At 46.6% G+C, this 14,430-nt stretch carries 13 protein-coding genes; 10 read left to right on the top strand and 3 right to left on the bottom strand.

The window, feature by feature from the left end; genetic code table 11:
- Positions 1 to 36 precede the first annotated feature (36 nt).
- On the top strand, positions 37 to 825 hold the full coding sequence (locus tag KNQ04_RS00520) for an inositol monophosphatase family protein (protein ID WP_483299237.1): 789 nt from the start codon (positions 37 to 39) through the stop codon (positions 823 to 825).
- Positions 826 to 1,192: 367 nt separating this feature from the next.
- Here the strand turns inward: KNQ04_RS00520 and KNQ04_RS00515 are convergent, their stop codons facing one another.
- Complete coding sequence (locus KNQ04_RS00515) at positions 1,193 to 1,363, bottom strand: DUF5325 family protein (RefSeq protein WP_159172359.1); 171 nt, start codon at positions 1,361 to 1,363, stop codon at positions 1,193 to 1,195.
- Positions 1,364 to 1,548: 185 nt separating this feature from the next.
- Here KNQ04_RS00515 and typA point away from each other — a divergent pair, with 185 nt between their 5' ends.
- The 3 genes from typA to KNQ04_RS00500 all read left to right on the top strand — a co-directional run bounded on the left by typA (position 1,549) and on the right by KNQ04_RS00500 (position 5,024).
- On the top strand, positions 1,549 to 3,396 hold the full coding sequence (gene typA / locus KNQ04_RS00510; protein WP_214846604.1) for a translational GTPase TypA: 1,848 nt from the start codon (positions 1,549 to 1,551) through the stop codon (positions 3,394 to 3,396).
- Positions 3,397 to 3,424: 28 nt separating this feature from the next.
- A complete protein-coding gene (locus tag KNQ04_RS00505; RefSeq protein WP_214846602.1) occupies positions 3,425 to 3,778 on the top strand; it encodes a YlaH-like family protein in 354 nt (117 codons plus the stop codon).
- A 199-nt stretch (positions 3,779 to 3,977) separates the two neighbouring features.
- Positions 3,978 to 5,024: a PQQ-dependent sugar dehydrogenase gene (locus KNQ04_RS00500; RefSeq protein ID WP_214846601.1), complete on the top strand. Its 1,047-nt coding sequence runs from the start codon at positions 3,978 to 3,980 to the stop codon at positions 5,022 to 5,024.
- A gap of 75 nt (positions 5,025 to 5,099) precedes the next feature.
- On the opposite strand, the gene KNQ04_RS00495 is transcribed toward KNQ04_RS00500, so the two are convergent.
- Positions 5,100 to 5,303: a YlaI family protein gene (locus KNQ04_RS00495; protein WP_214846599.1), complete on the bottom strand. Its 204-nt coding sequence runs from the start codon at positions 5,301 to 5,303 to the stop codon at positions 5,100 to 5,102.
- 120 nt (positions 5,304 to 5,423) lie between these two features.
- Here KNQ04_RS00495 and KNQ04_RS00490 point away from each other — a divergent pair, with 120 nt between their 5' ends.
- Both KNQ04_RS00490 and KNQ04_RS00485 read left to right on the top strand, forming a co-directional pair.
- Positions 5,424 to 5,876 (top strand): PNPOx family protein, encoded by a 453-nt coding sequence (locus KNQ04_RS00490; protein WP_214846598.1) that lies wholly within the window; start codon positions 5,424 to 5,426, stop codon positions 5,874 to 5,876.
- Positions 5,877 to 5,915: 39 nt separating this feature from the next.
- Positions 5,916 to 7,232 carry a PhoH family protein gene (locus KNQ04_RS00485; protein WP_214846597.1) on the top strand — a complete coding sequence of 439 codons (1,317 nt, stop codon included), beginning with the start codon at positions 5,916 to 5,918 and terminating at the stop codon, positions 7,230 to 7,232.
- 54 nt (positions 7,233 to 7,286) lie between these two features.
- On the opposite strand, the gene KNQ04_RS00480 is transcribed toward KNQ04_RS00485, so the two are convergent.
- Positions 7,287 to 7,748 (bottom strand): hypothetical protein, encoded by a 462-nt coding sequence (locus KNQ04_RS00480; protein ID WP_214846596.1) that lies wholly within the window; start codon positions 7,746 to 7,748, stop codon positions 7,287 to 7,289.
- Between the two features lie 122 nt (positions 7,749 to 7,870).
- Between KNQ04_RS00480 and KNQ04_RS00475 the strand changes: the two genes are divergently transcribed.
- The 4 genes from KNQ04_RS00475 (at position 7,871) to KNQ04_RS00460 (ending at position 14,384) form a co-directional block, all read left to right on the top strand.
- Positions 7,871 to 8,149 (top strand): Fpa/YlaN family protein, encoded by a 279-nt coding sequence (locus KNQ04_RS00475; protein WP_214846595.1) that lies wholly within the window; start codon positions 7,871 to 7,873, stop codon positions 8,147 to 8,149.
- 69 nt (positions 8,150 to 8,218) lie between these two features.
- Positions 8,219 to 9,490, top strand: a complete 1,272-nt coding sequence (locus tag KNQ04_RS00470) for an FtsW/RodA/SpoVE family cell cycle protein (RefSeq protein WP_214846594.1) — start codon at positions 8,219 to 8,221, stop codon at positions 9,488 to 9,490.
- A complete protein-coding gene (locus KNQ04_RS00465; protein ID WP_214846592.1) occupies positions 9,483 to 12,917 on the top strand; it encodes a pyruvate carboxylase in 3,435 nt (1,144 codons plus the stop codon). The genes KNQ04_RS00470 and KNQ04_RS00465 overlap by 8 nt, the downstream gene beginning before the upstream one ends.
- 108 nt (positions 12,918 to 13,025) lie before the next feature.
- A complete protein-coding gene (locus KNQ04_RS00460) occupies positions 13,026 to 14,384 on the top strand; it encodes a cryptochrome/photolyase family protein (RefSeq protein ID WP_214846590.1) in 1,359 nt (452 codons plus the stop codon).
- The last annotated feature ends 46 nt before the right edge of the window (positions 14,385 to 14,430 follow it).

Raw genomic sequence — 14,430 nt, 5'->3', positions numbered from 1 at the left:
TACTATGGTAAGAGACAGATGAAGACTAGATAAGGGGTGAGGCATGTGCAAGGAATCGAATTGCATGCGATCGATTTAATGAAACGGGCTGGAAAGTACATCCGGCAGGAGATAGATCATGCATATCACATCGAGGAAAAAACAAATAAAAGTGATCTTGTGACAGAAATCGATAAAAATGTCGAAGATTTGTTGATTGAGGGAATCCGTAAGCGTTACCCCGATCATCATATATATGGAGAAGAAGGGCGTACTGCTCGACCAAAAACGTTAGACGGGACGATTTGGTTTGTCGATCCAATTGATGGCACGATGAATTTTATCCGCCAAAAACGTCATTTTGCCATTTCAATTGCCATCATGGTTGAGGGTGAACTGAAGTATGGATTTGTTTACGATGTGATGGCTGACGAGATGTTCCACAGTATTAAAGGGCTAGGAGCGTATGAAAACGGGATTCGTCTTGCGCCAATTGAAGAGAAGCCAGTTCGAGAAGCCATCATCTGTATGAATGCAACATGGGTGACTGCTAACCGTCGAATTGACGCAGCACTGCTCGCGCCACTCGTTCGGGATGCAGTCGGGGTTCGCGCAATCGGTGCCGCTTCTCTCGAACTTGCGTGGGTCGCAGCGGGGCGCGTTGACGGTTATATCACGATGCGAAACATGCCGTGGGACTACGCTGCAGGGCAGATGTTGATTGAGGAGCTTGGTGGACGTGTCGGAACGATTGAAGGCGATGCGATGACCTTCCAAGAACAAACGAGTGTCCTTGCAGGTAGTCAAACGTTCGTCGCAGACGTATTGACGTATGTAAATAAATAAAACGCCCATAAAGGACGTTTCAGACTGTAGACAACGTGCTATCGGGAGATACAGCGTCTTTTTTCGTTGCTTTCCTCGGGCGAGACGCAAGCCGTTGCTCCTTGATCCTCACGGACAACGAGCAGGGTCTTGCTTGCCTCTGGCAAGTCGCGTTAAAAACGCACTTTTCCCCGTAGGAGTCAACGAAACGTGACGCTTTTTAAGTAATATGGTGAGGGGAATCCAGACCTGCAGACGGTTTAGAGCGCAATCTGTCTTGAATCGCTTTGAAGACGAGACAGGGAAGCGCGAACGGATTGCTTCTCGATATCACGTGCTCATGCTTCATAAGAGTTTGTCTACACGCTGAAACGCCCATAAAGGACGTTTACGACTGTCTCCGAAGGCGAGCTTTCAAAACAAAACCGACGCCCATCGAAACAAAAACTAAAAGTAGTGAGATAAAGACCATCACCATATTTTGTTCAGCAATGAAGATTCCGATTGCTGCCATTGAACCAACTGCTAACACTGCTAATAATAAAAAGACGAACCGCATATCATTTCCCCCTCGTTTTACGTGAGTACGTATTTAGTTTAGCGTGAAACGGGGTCAATGAAAAGGCTTTCGCTATAAGCTTGAATCATAGTCATTGCCAACTGCCACTCAACCTGTGCTATACTCTTAAAGTTGACCGAAAGTAATGTTGAATTATTTAAATGAATAGAAAGAGGTACACACTTATGACAACTTTAGTAAGATCTGATTTACGCAACGTCGCGATCATCGCCCACGTTGACCATGGTAAAACAACACTCGTCGATGAGCTTTTAAAACAATCTGGGACATTCCGTGCGAATGAACTAGTTGAAGAACGCGCAATGGACTCAAACGATATCGAGCGTGAACGCGGAATCACGATCCTCGCGAAAAACACAGCAATCGATTACAAAAACACACGCATCAACATCGTTGATACACCAGGTCACGCCGATTTCGGTGGTGAGGTTGAACGAATCATGCGTATGGTTGATGGCGTTATCCTCGTCGTCGATGCACGTGAAGGCTGTATGCCACAAACACGTTTCGTATTGAAAAAAGCACTTGAGCAAGGATTACAACCAATCGTCGTCGTTAACAAAATCGACAAGCCGATGGTTCGTCCACTCGAAGTCGTTGATGAAGTCGTCGATCTTTTAATCGATCTTGGCGCAGACGAAGATCAACTCGAATTCCCAGTCGTTTATGCATCGGCAGTCAACGGCTCAAGTTCGTTTGAACCTGAACTTGAAAAACAAGAAGATACAATTACGAACGTTCTCGATTTAATTCTTGAACATACACCAGCACCTGTCGATAACAGCATGGATCCGCTCCAATTCCAAGTTACGATGCTTGATTATGACAACTATCTTGGTCGTATCGGAGTTGGTCGTGTCTTCCGTGGAGAAATCAAAGTCGGCGATAGCGTTTCGCTTTCTAAACTTGATGGATCAATCAAAAACTTCCGTGTAACGAAATTATTCGGTTACTTCGGACTTAAACGTGTTGAGATCGAAGCAGCAAAAGCTGGAGACTTGATCGCAATCGCAGGTATGGAAGATATCAACGTCGGTGAAACAGTATGTCCGACATCACACGTTGACCCACTCCCATTACTTCGTATCGATGAGCCAACACTTCAAATGACGTTCATCGTCAACAACTCGCCATTCGCGGGTCGTGAAGGGGATCTCGTTACTTCACGTAAAATCGAAGAGCGTCTTGAAAAAGAACTTGAAACAGATGTTTCGCTTCGCATCGAAAACACAGATTCTCCTGACCGCTGGATCGTTTCAGGTCGTGGTGAGCTTCACCTCGGTATCTTAATCGAAAACATGCGTCGTGAAGGTTACGAAATTCAAGTTTCAAAACCACAGGTAATCATCAAGGTTGAAGATGGCGTGAAAGTCGAGCCGTTTGAGCGCGTCGTCATCGATACTCCTGAAGAGTACACAGGAGGAGTCATGGAATCGATTGGTCTCCGTAAAGGTGAATTGACGAACATGCAAACAATGGATAACGGTCAAACGAAAATGGAATTCATCGTTCCTTCACGTGGTTTGATTGGTTACCGTAACGAATTCTTATCTGCAACACGCGGATACGGCATCATGAACCACACATTCGAAGAATACCGTCCGTTCATCAACGCAGACATCGGTGGCCGTCGTAGTGGTGTTATGGTTTCAATCGAAACGGGTAAAGCGACTGCTTACGCAATCTCTGCTCTTGAAGACCGTGGAACGATCTTCATCGAGCCAGGTCTTGAAGTATACGAAGGAATGATCATCGGTGAATGTAACCGTGACGTCGATCTCGCAGTTAACGTTGTTAAAGCGAAACAATTGACGAACATGCGTGCATCTGCAAAAGATACGACGAACGTTCTTAAACGTCCACGTGTCTTCTCACTTGAAGAATCATTAACATTCTTGAATGAAGATGAGTACTGTGAAATCACACCAGAATCAGTTCGTCTTCGTAAGCAAGTATTGAACAAGAACGAACGTGAAAAACAAGACAAACGTCGTCGTCTTGGAAAAGACTGAGTTCTTAACAATGTAAGGGGGACTGGCAATGTCTGCACAACCTGCCGTTGCTTCTGATTTCTCGAAATTCGATATTCCTGCCGTCGCCAAGTTTCTTGGCGTCGGGAGTGATCCGAATAACTTAAGTGCGGGTTTCAATGCGTTGATGATTACGGTCGTCATCTTGACGCTCGTCGTGTTTAAGTTAGGCTTTGCAAAGGAATTAGCATGGTGGAAGTCGTTGATCGTCTATTTGTTACTAGCCGTCTTTTCAGCTGCTTTGACGCTCGTCTTCTGGACGTGGCCGATTCCTGAAGTATTGCTTGCGATGGTCGTCATTCTCGGGATTTACCGATTCCGGATGTGGATGGTCAAACGTGAACGCGAACACACGACAACTTAATGAAAATCGATGTACCTAAAAGTCCGCCTTCCCCGTGAAGGCGGACTTTTGCGCGTGTAGACAAAGTGATAGGAGTCAACGAAACGGGACACTTTGGTCTGTCGTGAGGAAAGCCACGACAGGATGCAGGTACTTGCTAGAACACTCATAGGAGTAACATGAAGGGAGTCGGGGGAAAAACGAGTAAGGAGTGATGGTTATGAATAAATGGAGCTGGTTTGTCCCGTTGAGTGCAACGGTCCTCTTGATCGGATGCTCGACTGACACGAGTACAGTCGAAAAGCCAAATAAGACGTCGAACCAAACAAATGAGGAAGAAGTCATCTTTCAGAAGTTACAAGCCCCTTGGAATATTGAAAAGTCAGATCAGACTTTTTATATCACGGAACGGGCAGGAACAATCGTTTCAGGTACGAAAGACGACTATGTCCGGACGAGCCCACGTCTTTCTGAAGCCGTCGTGACGGAAGGAGAAGGTGGATTACTTGGAATGGCGCTTGATCCTGATTTTAAAAAGAATCGCCGGGCTTATGTCTATCATATGTACGAAGAGGCAGGAGAATTAAAGAACCGTGTTGTTTCGATTGAGGAGAAGGACGGGGAATGGATGGAGAAAGCTGTGTTGTTAGATGGGATTCCGGGTGCTTCAATTCATAATGGTGGTCGGATTGAGATTGGTCCGGATGACAACTTATATGTCACAGTCGGAGATGCTGCCGTTCCCGAGAATGCTCAAAAACTATCTTCGCTATCAGGGAAGATTCTTCGAATGGACTTAACAGGTGAACCGGTAAAAGGGAATTTGCAGGGGTACGTGTACAGTTATGGTCATCGTAATCCGCAAGGACTTGTTTTCGTCGACGATCAACTGTTTGCGACGGAACATGGACAAAGCGGGCATGATGAAATCAATCAAATCGACCAAAAAAATTATGGGTGGCCCATGATTGAGGGAACTGAAAAAAAGACTGGATTCGTCACACCTTGGTATGAAGTAGGCGATCAATCCGTTGCACCGAGCGGCATGACGGAGCTCGATGGCAAATTGTATTTTGGGACACTCGTCGGTCAAAGTCTCCGTTCCATCGAGACGACGACCAAACAAGTCGAGCAAGTGGTATCAGACCGAGGTCGGATTCGTGACGTCATGACGGATGGGGGAATGCTCTATTACATCACGAACAATACGGATGGACGCGGGAATCCTAAAAAAAGTGACGATGTCTTCGTCCAGCTCGAACCTTAAACGGTCGAAAACCGCTCGGACCTTCTGAATCGGTCAGAGCGGTTTTAAAATTACTTCAGCATAGAAAGTGAACGGTTACCATCTTTTTTTAGTCGACGCCCACGTCGGATATAAGTTAAAGTTTCCGGTCTCTTCCCGCACCGCTGTTCGCTGCGCGATCCGTTCATTACATTCGTCGCACAAATAGACGCGAACGGGTTTATTACGTAAGCGTTTTGCTGCGAAGGACCAATCATCGATCGTTTCCCGCTTGTCGCAGAGTGTACATTTCACACGCATTTCGAGGTCCTCCTCTTTTTTTCCTAGTATACCATATTAATAGATTATTCAGATGTAAAAAAGGGAATCGAATAGCATGCCTCGAAAGTAAGTCAGTAAGAAAAAGAGGGGGGTGACACCATGGCAAATAAGATGGAACATCGTCTGAATCCAGCACAACTTAACGCGCTATCCGATCTGCCACTTGTCTTTTTAATCACACATGACAAATCAAAAAGTTGGCCCATCACCCATGCAATCAGCTGGGTTTATGCAAAAGATGAACAAACGGTTCGATTTGCGATCGAAGCGGATTCTCACATCGTAAAAACGTTAGCAGAACATCCGGTCTTCACCTTGATTTTCTTTGCTGATCAATCGACGTATAGTCTGACCTGTACAGATGTTAAGGCGTGGGATCCGAAAGCTGAATTACCGCTCAAACTTGCATTTTATGAGGGGCAGGTAGAGGAAGTGCGAGATATCTTATTTTACGGAGCGGCTGTATCCAATCGTCCACGTGTCGATAAGACATATGATGAAATGGCAGCCATGCGTTTAGATCAACAACTCCATGCGATATTAAAAGCGTAACATTCATCAAAACTCGACTCTAAAGGGGCGAACGATGGAATGAAAAAAATATACGTGCTCGATACCAATGTCATGCTTCATGATCCGTTGTCTTTATTCCAATTCCAAGAACATGATGTCGTCATCCCGGCAATCGTCTTAGAAGAATTAGATGGAAAAAAACGAAACATGGATGAAGTCGGACGGAATGCACGGGAAACGGCGCGTATCCTGGACCAACTACGCGAAACGGGACACTTACATGCAGGTGTACCGCTTGGTAACGGAGGAATTCTCCGCGTCGACATCGGGGATACGATTAGTGACGTCTCACCGTTCACACATGAATCGAACGATAATAAAATTCTTGAACTCGCATGGTCGATTCACCGTGAACAACAGGAATTACAAAGTGGACGTGATGTCATCCTCGTTTCAAAGGATATTCTCGTTCGTGTCAAAGCAGATGCCTACGGACTCGTCGCAGAAGATTATTTGACGGACCATATTTCCGATTTGACGGGACTCTACACAGGATTCGTCGAAGCGGTCGTCGATCAAGAGTACATCGATGCCTTTTACAAGGATAAACGTATTTCTGTTGATGTGTTGAAGGAAAAGGTGCACCCGAATCAATTCGTCGTCTTAAAGAGTAACGTCTCCAAGGCATCGGCACTCGCGGTCGTCGATCAAGAGATGCCGATCATCCGTTCGCTCTCGCTCGACATCGATCAAGTCTGGGGTGTCGTACCGAGAAATGTACAACAGCGGATGGCATTTGAGCTGTTGTTACGAGACGATGTGCCGCTCGTAACCCTCGTTGGGAAAGCAGGGACAGGGAAAACCTTACTCGCGCTCGCTGCCGGATTATTACAAGTCGAGGATGAACACCGGTATAAAAAATTGGTTGTCGCGCGACCGGTCGTACCGATGGGAAATGACATCGGCTACTTGCCGGGGGAGATGGAAGAAAAGCTTCGTCCGTGGATGCAACCGATTTATGATAACCTCGAACACCTATTCAATACAGGATCAGGTGATGAATTAGGAAATATTCTTGCCGGTATGAAGTCGATTCAACTCGAAGCGTTGACCTATATCCGTGGGCGAAGCATGCCCGGACAGTTCATCATCATCGATGAGGCGCAAAACTTAACGAAACATGAAGTGAAAACGATTTTGACACGTGTCGGAGAAAATTCGAAGATAGTACTGGTCGGTGATCCGCAACAGATCGATCATCCGTACCTCGACGAATACTCGAATGGACTATCGTATGCCGTCGAACGCTTAAAAGGTGAAAAAATGACGGGGCACGTCAAACTCGTTAAAGGAGAGCGGTCGAACCTGGCCCGGCTCGCCGCGGATTTACTCTAAAAAAAACGCCGTCCCATGCTACATAATACGTAGAAGGGGCGGCGTTTTCGTTTGTCAGACGACGGTGATTCGGTTGACGGACCGAATGATTTGGTTTTGGTAAAGCAAGTGGACGGGGCCGTCTGTTAAGACTTTCCCATCTTTCGAAAATTGGAGATAGAGTTGCGGCAATGCTTCGAGTGGAAGTTCGAGTGTCTCGCTGCCTTCAAAGCGAATCTGGGCTGCATCCTCTAACGGTTCCGCATTCATGATGAATGGAAGGAGTGGCATGGCAAATGTTCCTCTGAGCGCATCATCTTTTTCTTCGCGCGTCATCGGTTTATTGTGGTCGGTCCGACTCCCCTCCGTGATCCCCTTATCCCAAGCAGCCCCCATTTTGGCATAATAGGCTTCTTCCGCATTATGCTCCGTTTCCTGACCGATTTGTTCGACCGCAATCTTACGGTCATCGAAGATCCAGACGGTCGGATCAATCGTCAGCGTGTAGCGTACCTTACCTGTAATCGGAAAAATCATCTTTATTCCCCCTAAATGTGTGAGTCCTACAAATCCATTATACCGAAACGTTGAATTGTTGGCGAAAGTAAGGTAAAGTTTAGCTATAACAGGAACGCGTCATTTGATGAGGAGGGATTGGATTGTCAACTGAAATCGGGACAGTTCATCGCCAGCGCGCTCTTGAGCTACTAGAAGCGGATGCCCAAAAAATCCGCCGGTTGATCGAGGTCCAGCTTGCGAATTTAACGATGCCACAATGTCCTCTTTATGAGGAAGTATTAGATACACAAATGTTCGGATTGTCGCGCCAAATTGATTTTGCCGTTCGACTTGAACTGATTGATGCGAGTGAAGGGAAACGTTTACTTGAATCTCTCGAACAGCAATTATCTGACTTACATGATGCGGAGACGTGCTGATTTTCTACTCAAACGTGAAATGCGGCGTTTGGGTATTTTTTTTTAGAACTAGAAAAGGGACGTGTACATATGCAATCGAAGTTTAAAGAGAAACGGGCATTTTTCGACTTCCGCTTGTTTTTTACGATGCTCATTCTGATGGCGATCAGTACAGTGATGGTATACAGCGCAAGTGTTTGGAATGGTGGGGATTATGCCAATACCTCATTTTTTGAAAAACAATTAATGTTTGATGCAATGGCAATCGCGGCGTTTTTATTCGTCGCACACCTCAACCACGAAGTCCTTCGTGGACCGATTTTTCGCTTAGTCCTGTACTTCATCACTTGGAGTATGTTGATGGCGACCTTATTTTCTGAACCGTTGAACGGGGCACGGGCATGGTTGAACTTCGGCATTTTCTTAATCCAGCCGATTGAACTCTGTAAATTTGTTTTGATTGTCGGATTAGCCAATTATTTTGATCAACGGCAGAAGGGGACATTGAATGGTGTCATCGGAATCGTCCATCACTTCATTCATCGTCAAATTTCTCCGTCTTCATTCTGGAAACGTATGTTACTTAGCTTTTCCGATTGGATTTTTATCCCGATGCTCGTGTTGCTCGCACCTTACGCAATCATCATCCGGATGCAACCGGATGACGGTGGTCTCTTCATCTTATTGTTGATCATGGCAATGATTTGGTTTGCTGTCGGTTTACCGAGTGGTTATATTACGTTAGGACTCGTCCTTCTTCCGATGGTCGGAATCTACTCCTATAACAACTTTTCAGATAACCAGCTGCGCCGGATCCATGTCATCTTTAACCCGTTTCTTGATGCGGAGGGAAAAGGATACCAATTAATCAATTCAGTGATCTCGATCGCCCATGGTGGATTATTTGGGGTTGGGCTTGGGAATAGTTTTCAGAAGTACGGATACCTTCCCGAACCAGAGACGGATTATATCATGTCCATCATCTCAGAAGAGCTCGGGTTCGTCGGTGTCCTCGTCGTTCTTGGATTATTGTTCTTCTTGATGTTCCAAGGAGCGAAAATCGCCCAACAGTGCGTCTCGCTTTACTCGAGCATGATGGCGCTTGGTATCTCATCCATCATCTTCATTCAGACAGTCATTAACATCGGAGCCATGTCCGGTCTCTTTCCGGGGACAGGCGTCACTTTGCCATTCATCAGCTATGGAGGATCATCGCTACTCGTCATGAGTACGATGCTTGGTGTACTGGCGAATATTTCCATGCAAAACAAACATCGAATAGCGTATCATAAAGAAGTGCAAGAAGCACGTACGATGAGCGCGACGAGTTCGTTAACAAAAGGGGGAGCATCAGTTGACTAAAATCAAAAAGATTCTTGTAGCAAACCGCGGTGAAATCGCGATTCGTGTATTCCGGGCAGCAACCGAACTAGGGATTCGGACCGTTGCCATCTATTCGAGAGAAGATATGGGGTCGCTTCACCGGTATAAAGCAGACGAAGCATACCGGATTGGTGAAGGGAAAAAACCGATTGAAGCCTATCTTGATATCGAAGGGATTATTGCGACTGCGAAACAAGCAGAGTGTGATGCAATCCACCCGGGTTATGGCTTCTTATCTGAAAATATCGAACTCGCAAAACGTTGTCGCGAAGAAGGAATCATCTTCATCGGCCCTCAGGAAGAACACCTGTATAAATTCGGAGATAAGGTCCGAGCCCGTACGACGGCGATTGAAGCAGGGCTTCCTGTCATTCCAGGTACGGACGGTCCCATTTCGACGATCGAAGAAGCATATGCGTTCGCCGCAAAAGCAGGCTATCCATTAATGGTCAAAGCATCGCTTGGCGGTGGGGGACGTGGTATGCGTGTCGTCCGGACGGAAGAAGAGCTCCCGGAGATGATTGAGCGTGCGAAGTCGGAAGCCCTAAAGGCTTTCGGATCAGATGAGATTTACATTGAAAAGCTAATTGAACGACCGAAACATATCGAAGTCCAAATCATCGGGGACGGGCACGGGAATATCATTCATTTATTTGAACGGGATTGCTCGGTCCAGCGCCGGCACCAAAAAGTTGTTGAAGTGGCACCATGCGTGACGCTATCTGATGCAGGACGGAAGAAAATTTGTGATGCAGCCGTTACATTGATGAAACATGTCGGCTATGAAAATGCGGGAACGGTCGAGTTCCTCGTGACGCAAGATGAGTCGTTTTACTTCATCGAAGTCAATCCGCGTGTTCAGGTCGAGCATACCATCACCGAGATGATCACGGGTGTTGACATCGTCCAAACACAAATTCGTGTTGCAGAAGGCGAGTCACTCCACAGTGAGTTAGTCGGTATTCCGTTGCAAGAAGACATCCAAATGCTTGGGTTTGCGATTCAAAGCCGAATTACATCAGAAGATCCTGAAAATGGATTCTTGCCAGACACAGGGAAAATTAAAGCATACCGCTCACCGGGCGGTTTCGGTGTCCGTCTTGATGGCGGGAATGCATATGTCGGTGCAGAAATTTCACCGTATTATGACTCCTTACTCGTGAAGATTTCGACACATGGGTTAACGTACGATCAAGCAGTCGCGAAGATGAGTCGTAACTTAAGCGAGTTCCGGATTCGTGGGATCAAAACGAACATTCCATTCTTAAGTAACGTCTTGAAGCACCATGCGTTCATCAGTGGCGATTACAATACATCGTTCATCGATGATACGAAGGAATTGTTCATCTTCCCGAAACGGCAAGACCGGGGAACAAAATTGTTGAAGTATATCGGAGAAGTTTCGGTCAACGGATTCCCTGGCATCGGAAAAATCGACAAGCCACTTGCGCGTGATGTCCGGATTCCGAAAGACTTGCCAGCGACCTACCAAGCAGGAACAAAGGCGATTCTCGATGCAGAAGGACCAGTCGGTGTCGCGAACTGGGTGAAAGCACAAGAACAGGTCTTGCTGACGGACACGACGTTCCGTGACGCACACCAATCGTTACTGGCAACGCGGATGCGTACGAAAGACTTGGTTGCGATTGCGGAAGCGGAAGCAAAATTATTACCGGAATTGTTCTCCATCGAAGCGTGGGGTGGTGCGACATTTGATGTGGCCTACCGTTTCTTATCAGAAGATCCTTGGAACCGTCTGATGAAATTACGCGAACACATGCCAAACGTCTTGATTCAAATGTTGTTACGTGGGGCGAACGCGGTCGGGTATAAAAACTATCCGGATAACGTCATCCATGCCTTCGTCAAAGAAGCGGCACAAGCAGGTGTTGATGTCTTCCGGATCTTTGATAGCTTGAACAACCCAGAATCGATTCAATTAGCGATTGACGCCGTCTTACCGACTGGGAAAATCGCAGAAGCAGCCGTCTGTTATACAGGAGATTTGTTTGATGCGAATCGTCCGAAGTATCACCTGCCGTATTACGTCAAATTAGCAAAACAACTTGAGGCAAGCGGGGCTCATATCATCGCAATCAAAGATATGGCCGGTCTCTTAAAGCCGGAGGCAGCTTATGCATTAGTCTCCGCCTTAAAAGATGCCGTCGACCTTCCGATTCACCTGCACACGCATGACGCAAGTGGAAACGGGATTTACACGTATGCACGGGCTGTCGACGCGGGAGTTGACGTCGTTGATGTCGCGGCTTCGAGTATGGCCGGTTTGACGAGTCAACCAGCTGGTGGTAGCTTAATCCATGCCTTGAGCGGTCATGCACGTCAGCCACTCGTTTCAGCACAAAAGTTCGAACAAATTTCAGATTATTGGCAAGATGTCCGCCACTTATACAAAGCATTTGAACTGGATATGTTAGCACCGAATCCGACGGTCTACGATCATGAAATGCCAGGTGGACAATACTCGAATCTACAGCAACAAGCAAAAGCCGTCGGACTCGGCGATCGCTGGTCAGAAGTGAAGAGTATGTATGCACGCGTCAACATGTTATTCGGTGACATCGTCAAAGTAACACCATCATCTAAGGTCGTAGGGGACATGGCGTTGTTCATGGTCCAACATAACCTGACGGAAGACGATGTGTTACACCGGGCGCGCACACTCGATTTCCCGGATTCTGTCGTTGAACTGATGAAAGGGGAACTCGGTACACCGCCGGACGGTTTCCCGAAACAAGTGCAAGATGCGATTCTTAAAGGGGTTGCTCCGTTGACAGAACGTCCTGGAAAAATGATGGAGCCACTCAACTTCGATGCGATTAAACACGAGCTCTTCGAAAAACTGGAACGACCGATCACAGAATTCGATGCACTCGCGTACGCGCTCTATCCGAAAGTGTTCATGGATTACAGTTCGTACATCGAACGGTACGGAAATGTGTCTGTCCTCGATACGAGCACATTCTTCCATGGTATGCGACTCGGTGAGACGATTGAAGTGGAAATCGAACGAGGCAAGACGTTATATCTCAAGTTGATTCAAGTCGGACAGCCAGACGATCATGGCGTCCGGATCATTTATTACGAAATGAATGGTGTTCCCCGTGAAGTCGAAGTCAAAGACATCAGTATCAAGGAAAGTTCGTCAAGTCGCCCGAAAGCAGACCGATCGAACCCGAAACAAATCGGCGCCTCGATGCCGGGTAGCGTCTTGAAAGTGCTTGTCGAGCCAGGTACACGTGTCCGTAAAGGGGAGCAGTTACTCGTTACAGAAGCGATGAAGATGGAGACGACGATTCAAGCACCGGAAGATGGCGAAATCAAAGCCGTTCATGTGAAGGAAGGCGAAGCCATCGCCAGCCAAGATTTATTGGTTGAGTTTATTTAATTGGTTTAGATCCGTTTAAGGGCATTTGAAATAAGTACGATGAAAAACAGGCAAGGCGCCATGCGTTTGCCTGTTTTTCTGTCAATTTAAATCTTCAGGAGGAAACGTATGAACATCATCTGTTGGATTCGAAGTGATTTTCGGTTACAAGATAACCAACTGTTTGCGAAAGCCGTCGAGTACCTTGAACAAGACAAACAGGCGACGGTCGAGTTCGTCTTTTGGCTGAATCCGGATTATATCGGTGCATATGATGCCCGGCAACAGTATTTTTTCCAAGCATTGGAAAACTTTTCGGAGAACTGTAAGTCAATCGGATTGCCGATCCGGTTTATCGAAGGTGACGAAAAAACATTCCTCGAGGAAACGGATATGGCGGACCGGCTACTCTTTAACGCAGAGTATGTTGAACCGTTTAAAACACGAGACGATGCCATCATTAAAAAGCGGGGAACAAAAAAGACGGAACGGTTGCTTGACCGGCATCTGTTACATCCACATGCGGTCAAAAAAAATGACGGGGGCTATTATAAAGTATTCACCCCGTATAAAAACGCGTTCTTGAAAAAAGAATTACCGGAGCCGGTGTCCGTTGACGTGAAACTGCTTCAGGCACAGTACCATAAGCGCCGTCATGACAATGCGTTCATCCAAGCATATTTTAAATCGGCTCAAACGGAGATTGATTTTAATGTTGGCGAAGCGGCTGCTAAAAAACGGCTCGAGCACTTCATCTCGAACGGATTGACCGACTATCAAAAGCAACGCGATCTTCCGGCAGTCGATGGAACGAGCTTAATGTCGCGTTATCTTCGAACAGGGGAGATTGGGGTCCGGACGATTTATGCGGCGGTAGAGCAGGCAGGAGATTCTGAAGGGAAGCAGACGTATTTGACAGAATTGATTTGGCGTGAATTTTACTATACGATTTTGATGCATTACCCAGAAGCGAAACGTCTCCCCGTAAACGAACAATATACGGCAATCGAATGGGAAGAGGATGAAGCAGGATTTGATGCCTGGTCAAACGGTCAGACGGGTTACCCGATCGTCGATGCCGCGATGCGTCAACTCAATACGACCGGATGGATGCATAACCGGCTTCGGATGATTGTCGCTTCTTTCTTAACAAAAGATTTATTGATTGACTGGCAAAAAGGGGAGCAGTATTTCCAACAGAAATTAGTCGACTATGAAGCGGCTTCGAATATCGGGGGATGGCAATGGGCGGCTTCCGTCGGAACGGACGCTGTGCCATATTTCCGAGTCTTCAATCCGACGACACAATCGAAGAAGTTTGATGCGTCAGGAGCATTTATCCGCCAGTATGTACCAGAGATTAAAGATTTGCCAAACAAGTTCATTCATGAGCCGACCGATCAACAACGGATCGACTATGATTACCCGAAACCAATCGTCGATCATGATATGGCGCGTAAACGGGCGATTGCCCGCTTTAAAAAGTAAGGAAACAAACTTAACGATGACAATCGCGAAGTGTTTCTTAGCGCGT

This window comes from Exiguobacterium sp. s193 (genome assembly GCF_018618755.1).
GTDB lineage: Bacteria > Bacillota > Bacilli > Exiguobacteriales > Exiguobacteriaceae > Exiguobacterium_A.
The sequence above is the reverse complement of the archived record's forward strand: the minus strand, read 5'-3'. Positions and strand labels throughout refer to the sequence as shown.

Excerpts from the sequence above, each read along its gene's own strand:
- KNQ04_RS00505 (WP_214846602.1), top strand. The coding sequence starts at position 3,425 with ATGTCTGCACAACCTGCCGTTGCTTCTGATTTCTCGAAATTCGATATT.
- KNQ04_RS00515 (WP_159172359.1), bottom strand. The coding sequence starts at position 1,363 with ATGCGGTTCGTCTTTTTATTATTAGCAGTGTTAGCAGTTGGTTCAATG.
- KNQ04_RS00480 (WP_214846596.1), bottom strand. The coding sequence starts at position 7,748 with ATGATTTTTCCGATTACAGGTAAGGTACGCTACACGCTGACGATTGAT.
- KNQ04_RS00490 (WP_214846598.1), top strand. The coding sequence starts at position 5,424 with ATGGCAAATAAGATGGAACATCGTCTGAATCCAGCACAACTTAACGCG.
- KNQ04_RS00500 (WP_214846601.1), top strand. The coding sequence starts at position 3,978 with ATGAATAAATGGAGCTGGTTTGTCCCGTTGAGTGCAACGGTCCTCTTG.
- typA (WP_214846604.1), top strand. The coding sequence starts at position 1,549 with ATGACAACTTTAGTAAGATCTGATTTACGCAACGTCGCGATCATCGCC.
- KNQ04_RS00460 (WP_214846590.1), top strand. The coding sequence starts at position 13,026 with ATGAACATCATCTGTTGGATTCGAAGTGATTTTCGGTTACAAGATAAC.
- KNQ04_RS00495 (WP_214846599.1), bottom strand. The coding sequence starts at position 5,303 with ATGCGTGTGAAATGTACACTCTGCGACAAGCGGGAAACGATCGATGAT.
- KNQ04_RS00470 (WP_214846594.1), top strand. The coding sequence starts at position 8,219 with ATGCAATCGAAGTTTAAAGAGAAACGGGCATTTTTCGACTTCCGCTTG.
- KNQ04_RS00485 (WP_214846597.1), top strand. The coding sequence starts at position 5,916 with ATGAAAAAAATATACGTGCTCGATACCAATGTCATGCTTCATGATCCG.